The 16,533-nt window shown below is 69.1% G+C and carries 18 protein-coding genes; 10 read left to right on the top strand and 8 right to left on the bottom strand.

From position 1 onward, the window contains the following. Positions 1-13: 13 nt before the first annotated feature. The gene (locus tag ASF54_RS08680) at positions 14-973 is read left to right on the top strand and encodes an SDR family NAD(P)-dependent oxidoreductase (protein ID WP_055960939.1); all 960 of its coding nucleotides are present in this window, start codon (positions 14-16) and stop codon (positions 971-973) included. Between the two features lie 157 nt (positions 974-1,130). On the opposite strand, the gene ASF54_RS08675 is transcribed toward ASF54_RS08680, so the two are convergent. Further along, the gene (locus ASF54_RS08675; RefSeq protein WP_055960937.1) at positions 1,131-1,400 is read right to left on the bottom strand and encodes a GlsB/YeaQ/YmgE family stress response membrane protein; all 270 of its coding nucleotides are present in this window, start codon (positions 1,398-1,400) and stop codon (positions 1,131-1,133) included. A gap of 49 nt (positions 1,401-1,449) precedes the next feature. After that, positions 1,450-1,662, bottom strand: coding sequence for a hypothetical protein (locus tag ASF54_RS08670; RefSeq protein ID WP_055960935.1), 213 nt, complete (start codon positions 1,660-1,662; stop codon positions 1,450-1,452). A 210-nt stretch (positions 1,663-1,872) separates the two neighbouring features. Here ASF54_RS08670 and ASF54_RS08665 point away from each other — a divergent pair, with 210 nt between their 5' ends. From ASF54_RS08665 to ASF54_RS08655, 3 genes are read left to right on the top strand one after another with little or no spacing between them, the layout of a single operon-like run. Then, complete coding sequence (locus ASF54_RS08665; protein WP_055960933.1) at positions 1,873-3,540, top strand: circularly permuted type 2 ATP-grasp protein; 1,668 nt, start codon at positions 1,873-1,875, stop codon at positions 3,538-3,540. Further along, the gene (locus tag ASF54_RS08660; RefSeq protein WP_055960931.1) at positions 3,534-4,463 is read left to right on the top strand and encodes an alpha-E domain-containing protein; all 930 of its coding nucleotides are present in this window, start codon (positions 3,534-3,536) and stop codon (positions 4,461-4,463) included. Before ASF54_RS08665 ends, ASF54_RS08660 begins: the two co-directional genes overlap by 7 nt. Beyond that, positions 4,460-5,305 carry a transglutaminase family protein gene (locus ASF54_RS08655; protein ID WP_055960930.1) on the top strand — a complete coding sequence of 282 codons (846 nt, stop codon included), beginning with the start codon at positions 4,460-4,462 and terminating at the stop codon, positions 5,303-5,305. The genes ASF54_RS08660 and ASF54_RS08655 overlap by 4 nt, the downstream gene beginning before the upstream one ends. Positions 5,306-5,319: 14 nt before the next feature. On the opposite strand, the gene ASF54_RS08650 is transcribed toward ASF54_RS08655, so the two are convergent. The 4 genes from ASF54_RS08650 to ASF54_RS08635 all read right to left on the bottom strand — a co-directional run bounded on the left by ASF54_RS08650 (position 5,320) and on the right by ASF54_RS08635 (position 8,680). Further along, a complete protein-coding gene (locus ASF54_RS08650) occupies positions 5,320-6,159 on the bottom strand; it encodes an endo alpha-1,4 polygalactosaminidase (protein WP_055960928.1) in 840 nt (279 codons plus the stop codon). Positions 6,160-6,274: 115 nt separating this feature from the next. Next, positions 6,275-6,655, bottom strand: coding sequence for a DUF6479 family protein (locus ASF54_RS08645; RefSeq protein ID WP_157510088.1), 381 nt, complete (start codon positions 6,653-6,655; stop codon positions 6,275-6,277). 268 nt (positions 6,656-6,923) lie between these two features. Then, a complete protein-coding gene (locus tag ASF54_RS08640) occupies positions 6,924-8,231 on the bottom strand; it encodes an MFS transporter (protein WP_084816052.1) in 1,308 nt (435 codons plus the stop codon). Beyond that, complete coding sequence (locus ASF54_RS08635) at positions 8,228-8,680, bottom strand: MarR family winged helix-turn-helix transcriptional regulator (protein WP_055960924.1); 453 nt, start codon at positions 8,678-8,680, stop codon at positions 8,228-8,230. The genes ASF54_RS08640 and ASF54_RS08635 overlap by 4 nt, the downstream gene beginning before the upstream one ends. A 96-nt stretch (positions 8,681-8,776) precedes the next feature. Here ASF54_RS08635 and ASF54_RS08630 point away from each other — a divergent pair, with 96 nt between their 5' ends. From ASF54_RS08630 to ASF54_RS08605, 6 genes are all read left to right on the top strand, one after another. After that, the gene (locus tag ASF54_RS08630) at positions 8,777-9,529 is read left to right on the top strand and encodes an SDR family NAD(P)-dependent oxidoreductase (protein WP_055960922.1); all 753 of its coding nucleotides are present in this window, start codon (positions 8,777-8,779) and stop codon (positions 9,527-9,529) included. Positions 9,530-9,817: 288 nt separating this feature from the next. Next, the gene (locus ASF54_RS08625) at positions 9,818-10,495 is read left to right on the top strand and encodes a response regulator transcription factor (RefSeq protein WP_055960920.1); all 678 of its coding nucleotides are present in this window, start codon (positions 9,818-9,820) and stop codon (positions 10,493-10,495) included. Further along, positions 10,488-12,284, top strand: a complete 1,797-nt coding sequence (locus ASF54_RS16880) for a sensor histidine kinase (protein ID WP_055960918.1) — start codon at positions 10,488-10,490, stop codon at positions 12,282-12,284. The genes ASF54_RS08625 and ASF54_RS16880 overlap by 8 nt, the downstream gene beginning before the upstream one ends. Before the next feature lie 349 nt (positions 12,285-12,633). Continuing rightward, the gene (locus ASF54_RS08615; RefSeq protein WP_055960917.1) at positions 12,634-13,191 is read left to right on the top strand and encodes a hypothetical protein; all 558 of its coding nucleotides are present in this window, start codon (positions 12,634-12,636) and stop codon (positions 13,189-13,191) included. Positions 13,192-13,325: 134 nt separating this feature from the next. Next, the gene (locus ASF54_RS08610; RefSeq protein ID WP_055960915.1) at positions 13,326-14,183 is read left to right on the top strand and encodes an alpha/beta fold hydrolase; all 858 of its coding nucleotides are present in this window, start codon (positions 13,326-13,328) and stop codon (positions 14,181-14,183) included. Between the two features lie 9 nt (positions 14,184-14,192). Continuing rightward, positions 14,193-15,242: a lipoyl protein ligase domain-containing protein gene (locus tag ASF54_RS08605; RefSeq protein WP_055960912.1), complete on the top strand. Its 1,050-nt coding sequence runs from the start codon at positions 14,193-14,195 to the stop codon at positions 15,240-15,242. A gap of 93 nt (positions 15,243-15,335) precedes the next feature. Here the strand turns inward: ASF54_RS08605 and ASF54_RS08600 are convergent, their stop codons facing one another. Together ASF54_RS08600 and ASF54_RS08595 are read right to left on the bottom strand one after the other, a co-directional pair. Then, on the bottom strand, positions 15,336-16,085 hold the full coding sequence (locus ASF54_RS08600; protein WP_055960910.1) for a hypothetical protein: 750 nt from the start codon (positions 16,083-16,085) through the stop codon (positions 15,336-15,338). Positions 16,086-16,192: 107 nt separating this feature from the next. Then, positions 16,193-16,477, bottom strand: coding sequence for a GNAT family N-acetyltransferase (locus ASF54_RS08595; protein ID WP_055960908.1), 285 nt, complete (start codon positions 16,475-16,477; stop codon positions 16,193-16,195). Positions 16,478-16,533: the final 56 nt, after the last annotated feature.

Raw genomic sequence — 16,533 nt, 5'->3', positions numbered from 1 at the left:
TAGCGTTGTGGGCATGACACGTCTCACCACGCCCTTCGGGGCAAAGACCACGGCCGCCGAGATCCTCGACGGCAGCATCACCGACCGAGTCGACCTCACCGGCAAGCGAGCCGTCGTCACCGGCGGCGCCTCGGGCATCGGGCTCGAGACGGCTCGCGCGCTCGCGGGAGCCGGCGCCGACGTGACGCTCGCCGTCCGCAACGAGAGCGCAGGATCCGACGCGGTCGCCGACATTCGCGGCACCACCGGCTCCGACAGGGTTCACGCCGCCTACCTCGACCTGCAGAAGCGCGACACCCTGCGCGCCTTCGCCGACGCCTACGACGCTCCGCTTGACATCCTCGTGAACAACGCCGGCATTATGGCGACACCCCTGACCCGCACGCCGGAGGGCTGGGAGCTGCAGTTCGCCAACAACCACCTGGGGCACTTCGCGCTCGCCCTCGCGCTGCACGACTCGCTCGCCGCGGCCTCGGACGGAGCACGTATCGTCTCGCTGTCGTCGACCGGGCACCACTACTCCGACGTCGTATTCGACGACCTCGCCTTCGAGGCGCGCGAGTACGACCCGTGGCTCGGCTACGGGCAGTCGAAGACGGCGAACGTGCTGTTCGCGGTCGGTGCCGGCAGCCGATGGGCCGACGACGGGATCACGGCCAACGCCGTGCACCCGGGTGGCATCATGACGAACCTGCAGCGGCACATGGATCCTGCCGAATTCACCCGTCGGGGCTGGCTCGACGCCGAGGGCAAGCCGAACCCGGCGTTCAAGTCGACCGAGCAGGGCGCATCGACGTCGGTGCTGGTCGCCGCGTCGCCGCTCGTCGCGGGTGTCAGCGGCCGCTACTTCGAAGACGCCAACGAGGCGGTGCCGTTCGACGAGGCGAAGCCCGGCGTCGGCGTGAAGTCGTATGCGCTCGACTCCGACTCGGCCGACCGCCTGTGGGAGGTCTCGCTCGGCCTGGTGGGCTGACGGCTCGTAGCAAGCCGACGTGAATCGGCCAATCTCGCGCGCCGCGGCGCTGTGATATTGGCCGATTTACGCGATGTCGCCGATCCACCGGGCCATGAAACGGCGAAGGGCGCCGCCACCTCGAGAGGTGACGGCGCCCTTCGGCGAGCGGCGCGAACTACGCGCGGCTGCCCTTGCGGCCGGTGATCGCGCCGTAGATGACGAGCACGATGAGCGATCCGACGATGGCGATAGCCCAGCTCTTGATCGAGAAGAAGCCGTCGTAGCCGATGTTGAAGATGAGTCCGCCGAGCCAGCCGCCGAGGAGGGCGCCGATGACTCCGAGGACGAGGGTGGCGATCCAGCCGCCAGCCTGACGGCCCGGGAGGATGGCACGGGCGATGGCGCCGCAGATGAGGCCGAGAAGAATGAATCCGAGGAAGCTCACGATGGTGCTCTCTTTCTAAGTGGGGTTGCTGTCACCGGTAGGTGAGGAGTTACGCGAAGCGCTTTTTGGCTTTCTTCGCAGCGATCTTGCGGCCCTTGGCGACGTCTTTCTTCGCCTGCTTGCGGGCCTTCTTGACCTTGGGGTCGTTCCAGACGCCGGTGAAGGCGCTGGTGATCTCTTTGTAACGAGACGTACCGGCTTTCGCGCCCAGCAGGTAGGCGAAGAAAGCGATGATGATGATTACTACGAATTTCGGTCGCATTATGTGTCCTCCCAGATGGACTGACGAAGCCGGAGGGCCTCGTGCACTCGAGATTGCCCGAATACTGAGGAAACGCTAGTCCACAGCGCATTTGCAGGTTCTCAGGTGTCAGTTTTTCGGGGTACAAGGCCGGCCTCGGTCGAAGGCGGCGTCACGCCCCCGCCCACTGTTCGAAACACTCCCGCAACAGCGGGCCCCTAGGTTCGAGACATGGGAGACCTCTTCGACGGTTACGCCGGTGTCGCACGCCGAGACACCCGCCGCCGCTCATCACCGGCATGGGACGAGATGTTCCAGGGGGCCGGGCATCCGCGCAGTATGTACCGCGAGATCCATGCCGCTCTCGAGAGCATGACGCAGGACGAACTCCGTGGCCGGACAGCCGCCCTCGCCGACTCATACCTCGCTCAGGGCGTGACCTTCGACTTCGCCGGCGAGGAGCGGCCGTTCCCGCTCGACGCGGTTCCGCGCGTGATCGAGCAGGCCGAGTGGCTCACCGTCGAGCGCGGCATCAAGCAGCGGGTGCGGGCGCTCGAGGCGTTCCTCGCCGACGTCTACGGAGCCCAGCGGTGCGTTGCCGACGGCGTGATCCCGGCGTCGCTCATCACCTCGTCGAGTCACTTCCACCGTCAGGCCGCGGGCATCGACCCGGCGAACGGCGTGAGGATCCAGGTCTCGGGCATCGATCTCATCCGCGACGAGGCGGGTGCGTGGCGCGTACTCGAAGACAACGTGCGGGTGCCGAGCGGTGTCAGCTACGTCATCTCGAACCGGCGGGTGATGGCCCAGACGCTTCCCGAGCTCTTCGTCTCCATGCGGGTCCGCCCGGTGGGCGACTACCCGAACCGACTGCTGCATGCGCTGCGGAAGAGCGCACCGACGGGAGTCGAGGATCCTACCGTCGTCGTTCTCACCCCCGGAGTCTTCAACTCGGCGTACTACGAGCACACCCTTCTCGCTCGCCTGATGGGTGTCGAACTCGTCGAGGGCCGCGACCTCTACTGCTCCGGCGGGCGCGTCTGGATGCGGACGACCGCGGGGCCGCAACGCGTCGACGTGATCTACCGCCGCGTCGACGACGAATTCCTCGACCCGCTGCAGTTCCGCGCCGACTCGGTGCTGGGTTCGCCCGGCCTGCTCATGGCGGCGCGCCTCGGCACCGTGACCATCGCCAACGCGGTGGGCAACGGGGTCGCCGACGACAAGCTCGTCTACACGTACCTGCCGGACTTGATCCGCTACTACCTCGGCGAAGACGCGATCCTGCCGAACGTCGACACCTGGCGGCTCGAAGACTCGGGAGCCCTCGAAGAGGTGCTCGACCGGCTCGACGAGCTCGTGGTCAAGCCGGTCGACGGCTCGGGCGGAAAGGGGCTCGTCGTCGGGCCCGCCGCGTCGAAGGCCGAACTCGACGACCTGCGCGGTCGCCTGCTCAAAGACCCTCGTGGGTGGATCGCGCAGCCGGTGGTGCAGCTGTCGACGATTCCCACGCTCGTCGACGAAGGGCTCCGCCCGCGGCACGCCGACCTCCGGCCGTTCGCGGTCAACGACGGCGACGACATCTGGGTGCTCCCCGGCGGTCTCACCCGTGTCGCGCTGCCGGAGGGGCAGCTCGTCGTCAACTCCAGCCAGGGCGGCGGCTCGAAAGACACCTGGGTGGTCGGCCTCGATGCCGGCACCTGGACCGGCGGTCACAACGTCGGCGAGCTCGTCAGCGAGCAGGCTACGCAGACCTCGTCGATCCCGATCGTCGCCGCCGAGCACGTTCCCGACCAGTCGCCTGCCGACGACCCGAAACGCGACCAGCAGTCGCAGCAGCAGCAGGAACACCAACAACAGCAACGTCAGCTGTCTGACACGGAAGAGACATCATGCTGAGCCGCATCGCCGAGAGCCTGTTCTGGATCGGAAGGTACATCGAGCGGGCAGACGGGACCGCCCGGATCCTCGACGTCCATCTGCAGTTGCTGCTCGAAGACCCGTGGATCGAAGAGGACGCCGCGTGCCGGTCGCTCCTCTCGGTGATGGGTTCGGAGGCCCCCGACGACACCGCGCTCACCCGGGCCGACGTGCTGACGATGCTCGCGGTCGACCGGCACAACCCGGCCTCGATCGCGTTCTCGCTCGGCGCCGCTCGCGAGAACGCCCGGCGTGCCCGCGAGATCGTCTCGACGGAGCTGTGGGAGTGCCTCAACACGACCCGGGCCCGGATGCCGCGCAAGGTGTCGAGCGAGAAGGTCAGCGACTTCTTTGCCTGGGTGCGCGAACGGTCGGCACTCGCCGTCGGCATCATCGAGTCGGCGACGAGCCGCGACGAGGTCTGGCAGTTCTTCACGCTGGGGCGCTCGATCGAGCGTGCCGACATGACCGCCCGCCTGCTGGCCACGCGCACCCTGACCGAGGCGTCGGGCCCGTCGTGGACGACGATCCTTCGCTCGGTCGGCGCCTATGAGGCGTACCTCCGCACCTACCGCGGGGTGCCGAGCGCGCGCAATGCCGCCGAGTTCCTGCTGCTCGACCGCCTCTTCCCGCGGTCGGTGCTGTTCGCCATCTCGCGCGCCGAGAACTGCCTGCGCGAGGTCGAGCCCGGCACCGCGCGCACCTCGTCGTCGGGTACCGGGGTCAGGATCCTGGGACAGATGCGGTCCGAGCTCGAATACAAGCCGATCGCCGAGATCCTCGACGATCTGCCGAAGCACATGGACGCCGTCCAGGCCGCCACCTCCGCCGCGTCGGAGGCGATCCGCCAGCGGTACTTCCCGACCTCCGCCGCTCCGACCTGGGTGGGAGAGCGCTCGTGAGCCGGCTTCGGATTCGCCACGTCACCGGGTTCCAGTACCTCGGTGAGGCGAAGGCCAGCTATAACGAGGCCCGCATGCTGCCGGCGTCGACCGAGACGCAGTTCGTGCTCTCGTCGCACCTGCGCATCGAGCCGAACTCGGGCGCGCACGAGTACCTCGACTACTGGGGAACGCGCGTTTCGTCGTTCGAGGTGCTGCAGCCGCACACCGAGCTCTCGCTCTCGGCGACCTCGCTCATCGAGGTCCGTGGCACGCCGCACCTGCCGCACGACCTGTCGTGGGCCGACCTCGAGACGGCGGCCGCGCGATCGGCCGAGTTCGTCGAGCAGCTCGAGCAGACGCCCCTCACCGAGCCGCCGGCCGAGGTGGCGGCCCTCGCCGCCGACGTCGTCGCGGCGACGAACGCCCCCTGCGACGCCGCCCTCCGCATCTGCGAGGAGATCGGCGATCGGGTGTCGTATCTGCGGGGCGTCACGAACGTGAAGTCGACCGCGGCCGAGGCCTGGGAGGCGAAGGCCGGGGTCTGCCAAGACATCGCGCACATCACGCTGGGCGCATTGCGGTCGGCGGGGATCCCGGCGCGGTACGTCTCGGGCTACCTGCACCCCAAGCCCACCGCGGAGCTCCGCGAGACTGTGACCGGCGAATCGCACGCGTGGGTGGAGTACTTCTGCGGATCCTGGTCCGGGTACGACCCAACGAACCTCATCGACATCGGAGAGCGCCACGTCGTCGTCGGGCACGGACGCGACTACAACGACGTGCCGCCGTTGCGCGGTGTCTACGGCGGCTCGGGTGCGTCGAAACTCTTCGTGACGGTCGAGATCACCCGCGAGGCGTAGGGGCGCCGGGACGGTTAGCAGGTCTGGTAGACGTACGCCTTGCTCTTCGGGGTCGTCAGGTCTCGATCGCGGAGGATCGTCTGCGGCGGGGTGTCTTTGCGAGCGCAGACCTGAGCGAACGTGCCGCGGAGGTCGTCGGTGTATTCGACGTCGAGCACGTGCGTGCCGTAGACCTTCGTGAACGAGCCGCACTCGCTGTAGACGTCGCACTCCTCGGTGGTGACGAAGTCGAAGCCGATCGACGTCTTGCCGCGGGAGCCCAGCTCACCGGTGTTCTTCTGGCTCGCCGCCAGACCCTTCGCGTGGGTGTGCTTCACCAGGAGCTTCGCGAACGCGATCGACTTCGACAGCGTCAGCCTGCCCTTCGACCGGGAGTACGAGTCGAGGTTGTCGAACTCCACGGCCCGGAAGCCCTTGGCCGCGCACGAGTCGGTCATGGTGTTGATGCGCTTGCTCGCGGCGGTCCGCTTGGCGGCCGTCGAGATGTCGATGATGCGCTCGTCGGGCCAGCCCGGATCGACGATCGGCTTGCCCGCCTTGTTCTTCAGAATGAGGTTGCTCGGCCAGCTCGACCCCGGCTGCGTCTGGAATCCGTTGACGTAGCAGATCGAGTAGACGCCCTTCGCGGGCGTCGAGGTGCTGTCGCGCGTCACGACGGTGACACCTTTCGCGGGGGTGTACGACCCTCCGAGCTGGTAGTCGAAGGTGCCCTTCGTCGGGGGCAGCGTGCGGGTCGCGGTGGAAGCGACCGCAGGATCCGACGACCGCGTGTTCGCACTCGGCGAGGCGCATCCCATCGTGACGAGCAGCACGGCGGAGGTCGCAACGGCCAGGCCGGCTCGCAAGAGTGTCATGCCGTCGAGCTTAGGTTGCCCGCGCTGGCCGGTTGCTCGCCTGGGCTCCCGCGGGCTCCCGCCCGCGGCCGGTGAGGCACCCCGGTTTGGTCGTTTTCGGGGTGGCATCTGGGGGTTATTTGGCCGATCGGGGGTGCGTCGGCTGCTCGGCTGGCACCCGGGCGGGATCCGGGGCGGGCTCGCGGGCCGTTCGCTGGGCTTCCGACCAGGCCTCGGCCACCGCGGCGAGAGCGATGATGAAGCCCGCGATGAGCAGGGCGACTCCGACGAGCAGCACGACGGCCACGATGAAGTCGAGATGGCCAGAGGCGACGCCCTTCGGCGACCAGGCACCCTGGGCCCCGAGCGTCTGCGAAGCCCAGATCGCGAGGCCGGCGCCGATCGCCAGGCTGACGCCGGCAACCGTGCCGATGAGGCGTGCCTTGCGCATGGGCCGCTCCTTCGCGACGGGGGGCTGTGCTCGGGTGGGGCGGATCCTGACGTGAGCGATCGTCATGCGTGCACTGTAGGCGCAGTTGCCGCGCCGCGGAAGCCCCGGCCGTGCGGCGGCGGCAGGGTCGGGCTCGCGAGTGCCGCCTAATGCCGCCGGCCCGGGCCCGCCGAGTGCATTCGGCGGCACTCGCGGGGGCGCCGGCGCTCACCGGAGCGGGGCTCAACCCTGAGTGCCGCCTAATGCCGCCGGCGCGGGCCCGCCGAGCGCATTGGGCGGCACTCGCGGGAGCTCACTCGGGGCCAGGCAACCCGAGGCGCCCTAAAGGCCAGCCTCAGCGGCGGGCGGGCTCCGCCGGCAAAGTGATGGAGGCCGTGGCCGGGAGGCCGTCGCCGTCGTGCCGGATCCTGAAGTGCAGCCCCTCGTCGTGACGAAGCCTCAGGTGCTGCTGCCGCACCAGCCACACGATCGCGACGGCGGCCGCCGCGAACCCGGCGCCCGCTCCGACGCCGATCGCGGCCCGCGGGCCGAACGTGTTCGCGACCCAGCCGACGATCGGAGCGCCGATCGGGGTGCCGCCGGTGAAGATCGCCATGTAGAGCGCCATCACGCGCCCGCGCATCTCGGGGGCGGCGCCGAGCTGCACGGTGCCGTTGGCGGTGGTCATCAGCGTGATCGACGAGAGCCCCACGGCCACGAGCACCGCGGCGAAGCTCCAGTAGGTCGGCATGAGTGCGGCGACGGTGCAGGTGACGCCGAACGAGATCGCGGCGAGCACGAGGATCCGCATCCGCGGCCGCTCACGCCGGGCCGAGAGGAGGGCCCCCGTCAGCGAACCCACCGCCACCGCCGAGGTCAGCAGGCCGAACCCGCTGGCTCCGACTCCGAACGCCTGTGTCGCCATGGTCGACGTGAAGATCGGGAAGTTCATGCCGAAGGTACCGATGATGAAGATCATCACGAACACGACGACGAGGTCGGGGCGCCCCCGCACGTAACGGAAGCCCTCTTTGATCTGGCCTTTCGCGCGCTTGAGCTTCGGCTTGAACTGGAGCTGGTTCACGCGGATGAAACGCAGCGAGGCGAGCACGGCCAGGAACGACGCCGCGTTGATCACGAAGACCCAGCCCGACCCGACTGTCGCGATGAGCACGCCGGCGACCGCGGGGCCGACGAGACGCGCGCCGTTGAACGATGCCGAGTTGAGCGAGACCGCGTTCGACAGGTGCTCGGGCGGCACGAGCTCCGAGACGAAGCTCTGGCGGATGGGCGCGTCGATCGCCTGCACGATGCCGAGCAGGAGGGCGAAGCCCCAGACCATCCAGAGCTGGACGACGCCGGTGATGACGAGGAGGCCGAGGGCGAGGCCGAGTGTGCCGAGGGCGCCCTGCGTGAACATCAGCATGCGGCGGCGGTCGTAGCGGTCGGCGATGAGGCCCGTGATCGGGATCAGCAGGATCGGCGGCAGAAACTGCAGCGCCATCGTGATGCCGAGCGCCGTGGCGTTGTGGTCGGTGAGCTCGGTGAGCACGATCCAGTCTTGGGCGGTGGACTGCATCCACGTGCCGGTGTTCGACACGAGCGCGCCACCGAACCAGAGACGGTAGTTGAAGAGGCTCAGCGAGCGGAACATGGCGCTCACGAGCGACCCAGCTCACGGAGGATGCGAGTCGCTTCGGCCAGTGTGCGCCGCTCGTCGGGGCTGAGTTTCGCGAGCCGCGGCACGAGCCACTCGTCGCGGCGTCGCCGGGTCTCGAGCACGAAGTTCGCGCCGACGGGGGTCGTGCAGAGCATCACCTTGCGGCGGTCGTCGGCGTGGGCGCTGCGCTCGACGAAGCCGAGTTCGACGAGGGCGTTGACGGTGCGGTTCATCGACGGGGGAGTGACGCCCTCGTGTTCGCTCAGGGCGCCGATCGTGAGCGGCTCGTTCTGCAGCAGGAATCCGAGCGCGGCCATCTGCGCGTCGCTCACGTGCGTGTCGGCCTTCTGCTGCCGGAGTCGCCGCGAGAGACGGAGCACGCCCTGGCGCACGTCGGTCGCCAGCTGGGCGTGGGGAACGGTGCGCAGGGCACCCGTATTCGTGTCAGACATCGATGGTTAGCCTAACAAATTAGCTTTGCTAAATAAACGGCTCGGGCGTACTCTGTGGCTTAAACAACAAGTGTCGTCAAGAGAGAAGGATCCGAGATGGGCAAGTTCGAAGGCAAGGTCGCGATCGTCACCGGTGGCGGTTCGGGAATCGGCGAAGGCATCTCGAAGGCGCTCGCCGCCGAGGGAGCCTCGGTCGTCGTCACCGACATCAAGCTGGACGCGGCCCAGCGGGTCGTCGACGAGATCGTCGCGGCCGGCGGAACGGCCAGTGCATTCGAGGGCAACACGTCGGTCGCCGCTGACAGCGAGAAGACCGTCGAATTCGCCCAGCAGACGTATGGTGCTCTGCACCTGGCTGTCAACAACGCGGGCATCGGCGCCGCCCCCGCCAAGATCGGCGACTACGACATCGCCGCGTGGGATCGCGTCGTCGGCGTCGACCTGAGCGGCGTCTTCTACGGCCTGCGCTATCAGCTGCCCGCCCTCGTGGCCGCCGGTGGTGGCGCGATCGTCAACATGTCGAGCGTGCTCGGCTCCGTCGGAATCGCCCAGAATGCCGCCTACGTCGCCTCGAAGCACGCGCTGATCGGCCTCACCAAGGTCGCCGCCCTCGAATACTCCGCCCAGGGCGTCCGCACCAACGCGGTCGGCCCCGGGTTCATCGACACGCCGCTCGTCCGCTCGTCGCTCTCCGCCGACGAGCTCACGGCGCTCGAGGCCCAGCACGCCACCGGCCGGCTCGGCACCGACGCCGAGGTAGCCGCGCTCACGCTCTTCCTGCTGAGCGACGACGCCTCGTTCATCACCGGGTCGTACCACCTCGTCGACGGCGGGTACAGCGCGCACTAGTGCGTGGGCGGCGGGGTGCCGCGGGTGCCGCGGCTGGCCGAAAGTGCCCGAAGTGGGGTCCAGCTGGCTGTGTGAGGCCGAACTGCGCACTCTCGGTCGCGTTCGGGTCGGGGCCGCCGGATCCTGCGGTCCATCCCCGCGAGTGCACGAAAACCGCCCCTGGCGCAGCGGCCGGGGGCGGTTTTCGCGCATTGGGGAGGGCGCGGCGCCGATTTCAGCCCCGCTTCAGCGCATCGCCGCCATGCTGGACGTGCCCGCGGTGTGTGGGCACCGATCGCAGGAGGCAGCGTGCGCGTGCTCGTCGTCGAAGACAACCAGGGGCTCGCTCAGGGGTTACGCCTCGGGCTCGAAGCCGAGGGCATCGCCGTCGACCACGCCGCGACCGGCACCGACGGTCTCTGGCGTGCGCGCGAGAACGACTACGACGCGATCGTGCTCGACATCATGCTTCCCGGAATGAGCGGCTACAGCGTCTGCCGCGCCCTCCGCGACGACGGCGACTGGACGCCCGTGATCATGCTCACCGCCAAAGACGGCGAATGGGACGAGGTCGAGGGCCTCGATACGGGCGCCGACGACTACCTCACGAAGCCGTTCTCGTTCGCGGTGCTCCTCGCGCGGCTGCGGGCTCTGGTGCGGCGCGGCGTGCGCGAACGGCCGACCGTGCTGACGGCCGGCGACCTGGCGCTCGATCCAGCATCGCGGCGCGTGACCCGGGGCGAGACCCCGATCGAGCTGACAACGCGCGAATACGCCGTGCTCGAGTTCCTGATGCGCCGGGCGGGCGAGGTCGTCACGAAGCGGCAGATGCTCGACGGCATCTGGGACGACGACTTCGAGGGCGACAACAACATCGTTGAGGTCTACGTCAGACACCTCCGCAACAAGATCGACCGGCCGTTCGGGCGCGACTCGATCGAGACCGTGCGCGGCGCCGGCTACCGGTTGGCGGGGACCGGTGGCTGAGCGGCCGCGACCCGGTTCGCGCGGGCCCAAGGGCTCGCTCCGCCCGCGGCGCGGATCGCTGCGTCTGCGCATCACCCTCGCGGCCACGGCGATCGTCGGAATCACGCTGCTCGGCGGGTCGGCGGTCTACGTGGTCGTTCAGCGCGCCGTGCTCGCTCAGGGCGTCCGAGCGGAGGCCGTGAGCGACGCCGATCGCGTGCTGGCCCGGCTCGAGTCGGGGGCCACCCCGGCGGCGGCCGTGGCCGGGCTGGGCGAGCGTGACGGGGCGGTCACGGCGGTTCTGTCGGCGGACGGCTCGCGGATCCTCGGGGTCTCGGGCGACCCCGTCGCCGTCCGCGCCTACGAGACGCTCGCCGAGCCAGCGCGCTCGGGAACGGTCTCGCTGTCAGGCGAGAACTACGCGATCGAGACGTCGTCGGGCAGCGACCAGTCGACTCCGGCGCCGACCGTGACGATCACGCCGCCGAGCGACGACTCGACGAGGAGCACGGAACCGACACCAGGATCCGGCGGCGGCGGCTCGAGCACCGACGACTCGGGCGGCGGCGGGTCGGACGACTCGGGGGGTTCCGGTGGCGGATCGAGCGGGAGCGGCGGGTCGAGTGGTGGCTCGGGCGGTGGGGGCGGGTCTGGCGGTGGTTCTGGTGGTGGCGGGTCTGACGACGTCGGCGCCCCCGCACCCGGGCGCGGACAGCCGACGCTGACCGCGGCCCGGCCGACTCCGGCTCCGGGTTCGTCTTCGTCGTCCTCGTCTCCTTCTTCGTCCTCGGCGGCTGCGGCGAGTGATGGCGGTGCCGGAGCCGACGTCGACTTCGTGGTCGTCGCCGGTCGTTCGCTCGCGGCTGCCGCGGTCTCGGAGCGGGCGACCGTGACGACTCTCGGCATTGTGATCCCGGTGCTGCTCCTGGTGATGGCGGCGACCACCTGGTTCGTGGTCGGACGTTCGCTTCGTCCGGTGGAGCGGATGCGCCGGGAGGTCGAGGGGATCACGGCCGCTCGACTCGCGACCCGGATCCCCGGCCCGGGCGGCGACGACGAGATCGCCCGACTCGCCTCCACCCTCAACGAGATGCTCGATCGGCTCGACGACTCGGCGCGCGCGCAACGGCGTTTCGTCTCGGATGCGTCGCACGAGCTCCGCTCGCCGTTGGCGGTGATGCGGCAACTGGCCGAAGTGGCGCAGGCCTACCCAGGGCGCATTGAGACCGAACTCTTGGCCGACACGGTGCTCACCGAGGGGCAGCGCCTGGCCGACCTGGTGCAGGGCATGCTCATCCTGGCCCGGGCCGACGAGGGCGGGCTCGAGCCGTCAATGCATCCGGTCGACGTCGACGACATCGTGCTGGCCGAAGCCGCGCGCCTGCGCAAGGCGGGCCTCGTGACGGTCGACGCGACCGGCATCGCACCCGTCCGCGTCCACGGCGATCGCGGGATGCTCGGCCAGGTCGTCCGGAACCTCGCCGACAACGCCGCACGCCACGCGACCTCGACCGTCGCTCTCTCGCTCGCCGAAGTGGACGGGCACCTCGTGCTCACGGTCGACGACGACGGCTCGGGTGTGGCCGACGCCGACCGGGAGCGAATCTTCGCGCGCTTCGTGCGGCTCGACGAGGCGCGTGCTCGGGAATCCGGCGGCAGTGGTCTCGGTCTCGCGATCGTGCGGAGTCTCGTGGCCGCTCACGGTGGAGCCGTGGCTGTTTCCGGCAGCCCGCTCGGTGGTGCCCGCTTCACGGTCACCCTGCCGGTCGACGCCGCTGTGCCCGCTGGTGCTTCCGCTCCCGCCGGGTGAGTGTCCACGATCTGCTGATGTTCCGCCTCCACGACTAGCAGATCGTGGACACTCACCCTCGCCCGCCGTTCGTTCTCGGCGCGAGCGGGTGTCTCTCCATTCCTCATTGACTCTGGAGTCAATTGCGCGCCGGGCGATATCGCTCCAGGCCCGTGTCATTTGACTCCAGGGTCAATCATGGTTTTCGAGAGTCCCCGCCCGATCGCGTGTCCGGACCCGATGGCAGGCAGCCCACTCAGCCAGCAGTCGGGTGAGTGAGTCGGACGTGCGCTGAACGGACGTTCAGGGAAGGTCAGAAGCGGTTCAGCAGCCTCTTGGGAAGGTCATGGCATCCAACAAGGAGGACACCATGAACCGCAAGAATCTCATCATCGTCACCGGAGCAACCGCCGCCGCCCTCGTGCTCGGCTCGGCCGGAATCGCGTTCGCATCTCAGGGTGCCGACGACGCGACCACGCCGTCGCCGGCCTCGAGCGTGACCGTGGCGCCGACAACCGTGCCGACGACCGGATCGACCGGCGTGCCGACCGGCGTGCCGACCGCCGTGCCGACCGCTGGGCCGGCGACCGTGCCGAGGGGCCACACCCACCACGGGCGCGGCCGTGACGACTCTGCCACCCACGACGTCAACGACGATCACGGCACCGACGCCGCAACCCACGCCGTCGCTGACGACTCCGGCCACCACGAGGCGGCCGCGACCCCGACGCCGGTCGCTACCCGGCCGACGGCCGCGCCGACATCGGCGCCGGCTGCATCGGCGCCGGCGAGCGACGACGCCGCGACCCACGACGTGAACGACGATCACGGCGCCGACGCTGCGACCCACGACGCCAACGACGACCACGGCAGCGACTCGGGGCGCCACGGCGGTGGCGGGCGGGGACACGGCGGCTCCGACGACTAACGCCCGGATCCTTCGGTCTTTGCCCTAGACCAGCCCACCGAATGCACGATTTCCGCCCTCCGCACCCGCGCGGAGGGCGGATTTCGCGCATTCGACGCAGCGCGGCAGCGCACGCCTCCTGACAGACTGACGCCGTGTACACCACCCGCAGCTACGTCGACGCCCAGGGCGTCACGATCACGTTCTACGTCTGGCCGGCAGTCGGACACACGGCGGAACCCCGAGGCATCGTCCAGATCGCGCACGGCGTCGGCGAATACGCCCTCCGATACGAGCGTCTGGCCGAGGCACTCGCCGCGGCCGGCTACACCGTCTACGCCGACGACCACCGCGGCCACGGAGCCACCGGCCTGGCCCAGTGGGGCGAAGGATCCGGCCGCCTCGGTCACCTCGGGGTCGGCGGCCATCCGGCGACGGTCGAAGCCGTTCGGCAACTCACGCACCTCGCCCGCGCCGAGAATCCGGGGATCCCCGTGACTCTGCTCGGCCACTCGTGGGGCTCGTTGATGGCGCAGATGCTCGTCGATGAGCACGCCGACGAGTACGACTCCGTCGTGCTCACCGGCACGGCCTACCGCACCCCGCTCAGCATGAACGGCGGCGATCTGAACAAGCGTCACGCCCACCTCGGCACGACCGGGTTCGAGTGGCTCAGTCGTGATCCGGCCGTCGCCGAGGCGATGTCGACGGATCCTCTGGCTGTCGAGGCGAGCGTGCTCACGCTCTTCGGTCTGCGCGACTCCGTGCGTCTCTACGGCCGGCCGAGCCGGAACCCGCGCCATGACGTGCCGCTGCTCGTGATGGTCGGCGGCGACGATCCGCTCGGCGGGCCGAAGAGCGCCGAGAAGCTCGTCGCGGCGTACCGCTCGCGCGCTGGCTTCACCGACGTCGAGCTGATCGTCTACGACGGTGCGCGGCACGAGATCTTCAACGAGACGAACAAGGAGGAGGTCACCCGCGACCTGATCGACTGGTTGGACGCCCGGTCGTAGGCTCGACGCATGCACGGTGAATACAAGGTCCCAGGCGGCAAGCTGGTCGTGGTCGACCTCGACGTGAAAGACGGTCGGATCGAGAACTTCCGGCTCGCCGGCGACTTCTTCCTTGAACCCGACGAGGCGCTGGAGGCCATCAACCGATCGGTTGACGGACTCGACTCCGCAGCCGACTCGACCGACATCGCGGCCGCCGTTCGACGCGGGTTGCCCGAGGGCACGACCATGCTCGGGGTGAGCCCCGAGGCGATCGCCGTGGCGATCCGCCGGAGCCTGAGCCGCGCTACCGCCTGGCGCGACTACGACTGGCAGATCATCCACGACGGGCCCGTCTCGCCGAACACCCACCTCGCGCTCGACCAGGTGCTCACCGAGGAGGTCGGCGCCGGCCGTCGCGGGCCGACCCTGCGGTTCTGGGAGTGGAACGAGCCCGCCGTCGTGATCGGCAGCTTCCAGTCGCTCAAGAACGAGGTCGATCCTGAGAACGCCGAGAAGTACGGGTTCCAGGTGGTACGCCGCGTCTCGGGGGGCGGCGCCATGTTCATGGACGCCGAATCGATCGTCACCTACTCGCTCTACGCGCCCGGCGACCTCGTGCAGGGCATGAGCTTCGCCGACTCGTACGCCTACCTCGACGAGTGGGTGATCACCGGCCTCAAGTCGATGGGCATCGACGCGTTCTACCAGCCGCTCAACGACATCACGAGCGCCAAGGGCAAGATCGGCGGGGCCGCCCAGAAACGGCTGGGCAACGGTGCGCTCCTCCACCACGCGACCATGAGCTACGACATGGACGGCGAGAAGATGGTGCAGGTGCTGCGGATCGGCCGCGAGAAGATGAGCGACAAGGGCACCACGAGCGCGGCTAAACGCGTCGACCCGCTGCGCTCGCAGACCGGACTGCCGCGTGCCGAGGTGATCGAGCGTCTCAAGCAGACGTTCACCGGCCTCTACGGAGCGACCGAGGGCCACGTCACCGCCGACGAGCTCGCTCAGGCGGAGGAGCTCGTCCGCACGAAGTTCGCGACGACGGAGTGGCTCGCGCGCGTTCCCTGAGCGTCTTCGACCACCCCTCCGGCGGCGTCAGGCGAGGCGCCAACCGACCGCAGCAGGCGAGGCGCAACCCGGCCGAGGCGTCAACAGGTCGGGTCAGGCCACGCGATAGGCGAGGTATTCAGCCGGAACCGCACCGAGGATGGACGGCCTGCGCGGGTCGATCGGTTCGGTGATCGCGGCGGCTCCCTTGCGGATCCGCACCGTCATCACGACATCGTCGCCGAGACCGGTCGCGGGCGCAGCCTTCAGGTCGCGCATGCCGATCACGAGGGTTCCGCTCGTGTCGGCGAGGCGGTATTCGGCGTAGCCGGTCGCACTCCACAGATCGGTGATGCGGCCCTCCACGGTTCCGACCACGTCGGTGGTCTCGCTCGCCGAGACGAGTTCTTCGACGGTGTGGGTCGCCTCGTCGGGAGTACCGGGGGGTTCGTGAGCGGGAGGAGCAGCGGAGGTCAGGGCGGTGCGACGGGCGTGGGCGCCGGATCCTGCGCCTTCCGCTGCCTCTGTCAGATCGTCGAGCAGCACGCAGAGATCGCGGTGCCGGGGTTCGAGCGCCACGGTGAATGCGGCGACGCCATCGACACGGGCCTCGTCGTCGGCCGACTCGTGTGCCGCGATGAGCGCGGGGGAGCGGAGGGCGCGACCGAAGAAGAGGGGCAGCGGTCCGCCACTGCGCCAGCGGTACAGGATCTCGAGCTGGGGGCTCAGGATCCTGGGCGCGATCTGCTCTCGGAGTGACTCGACGCCGGCGTCGTCGAGGCCTGGCGCGAACGAGGCGAGCAGAGCCGGGTCGATCGACGAGAGGATGAGCTCGAAACGAGCGAGCTGATGGGCGAGGGTCACCCTGTGAGTCTGATCGACGCGCGATGCGTGCGTAAGTCCGCAATCGGGTGCGACCCGAACGGGGAGAGGCGACCCTCCTGCCACTATCGGTAGAGGGGGCCGAACCGTTAGCGGCGGGTGAGCTCTTCGTACTGCGCGTTCTTCTTCACGAACATCTCGACGTACGAGCAGGCGGGCACGACGCGGAATTCGGTGTTCGCGGCCACATCGTCGAGGGCGTGCTGCACGAGCACCGCTGCGAGCCCTTTGCCCTGCTCCGAAGGGTCGACCTCGGTGTGAGTGAACGCGATTTCGTTGCCGGTGATCTGGTACGCGGCGAACCCGACCGGTCGGTCTCCGTCGAGGATCGTGTACTGGTTTTGGGCTTCGTCGTGACGCACTTCCACACTCATTCCGTGAACGATACGCCGCTGTCGTGAAAGCAGGCTCCGGCGCGGCCATCATGAGG

Origin of the sequence: Frondihabitans sp. Leaf304 (assembly GCF_001423105.1) — a bacterium.
GTDB lineage: Bacteria > Actinomycetota > Actinomycetes > Actinomycetales > Microbacteriaceae > Frondihabitans.
Note: the sequence above shows the minus strand (reverse complement) of the source record. Positions and strands in the feature narration are given on the sequence as shown.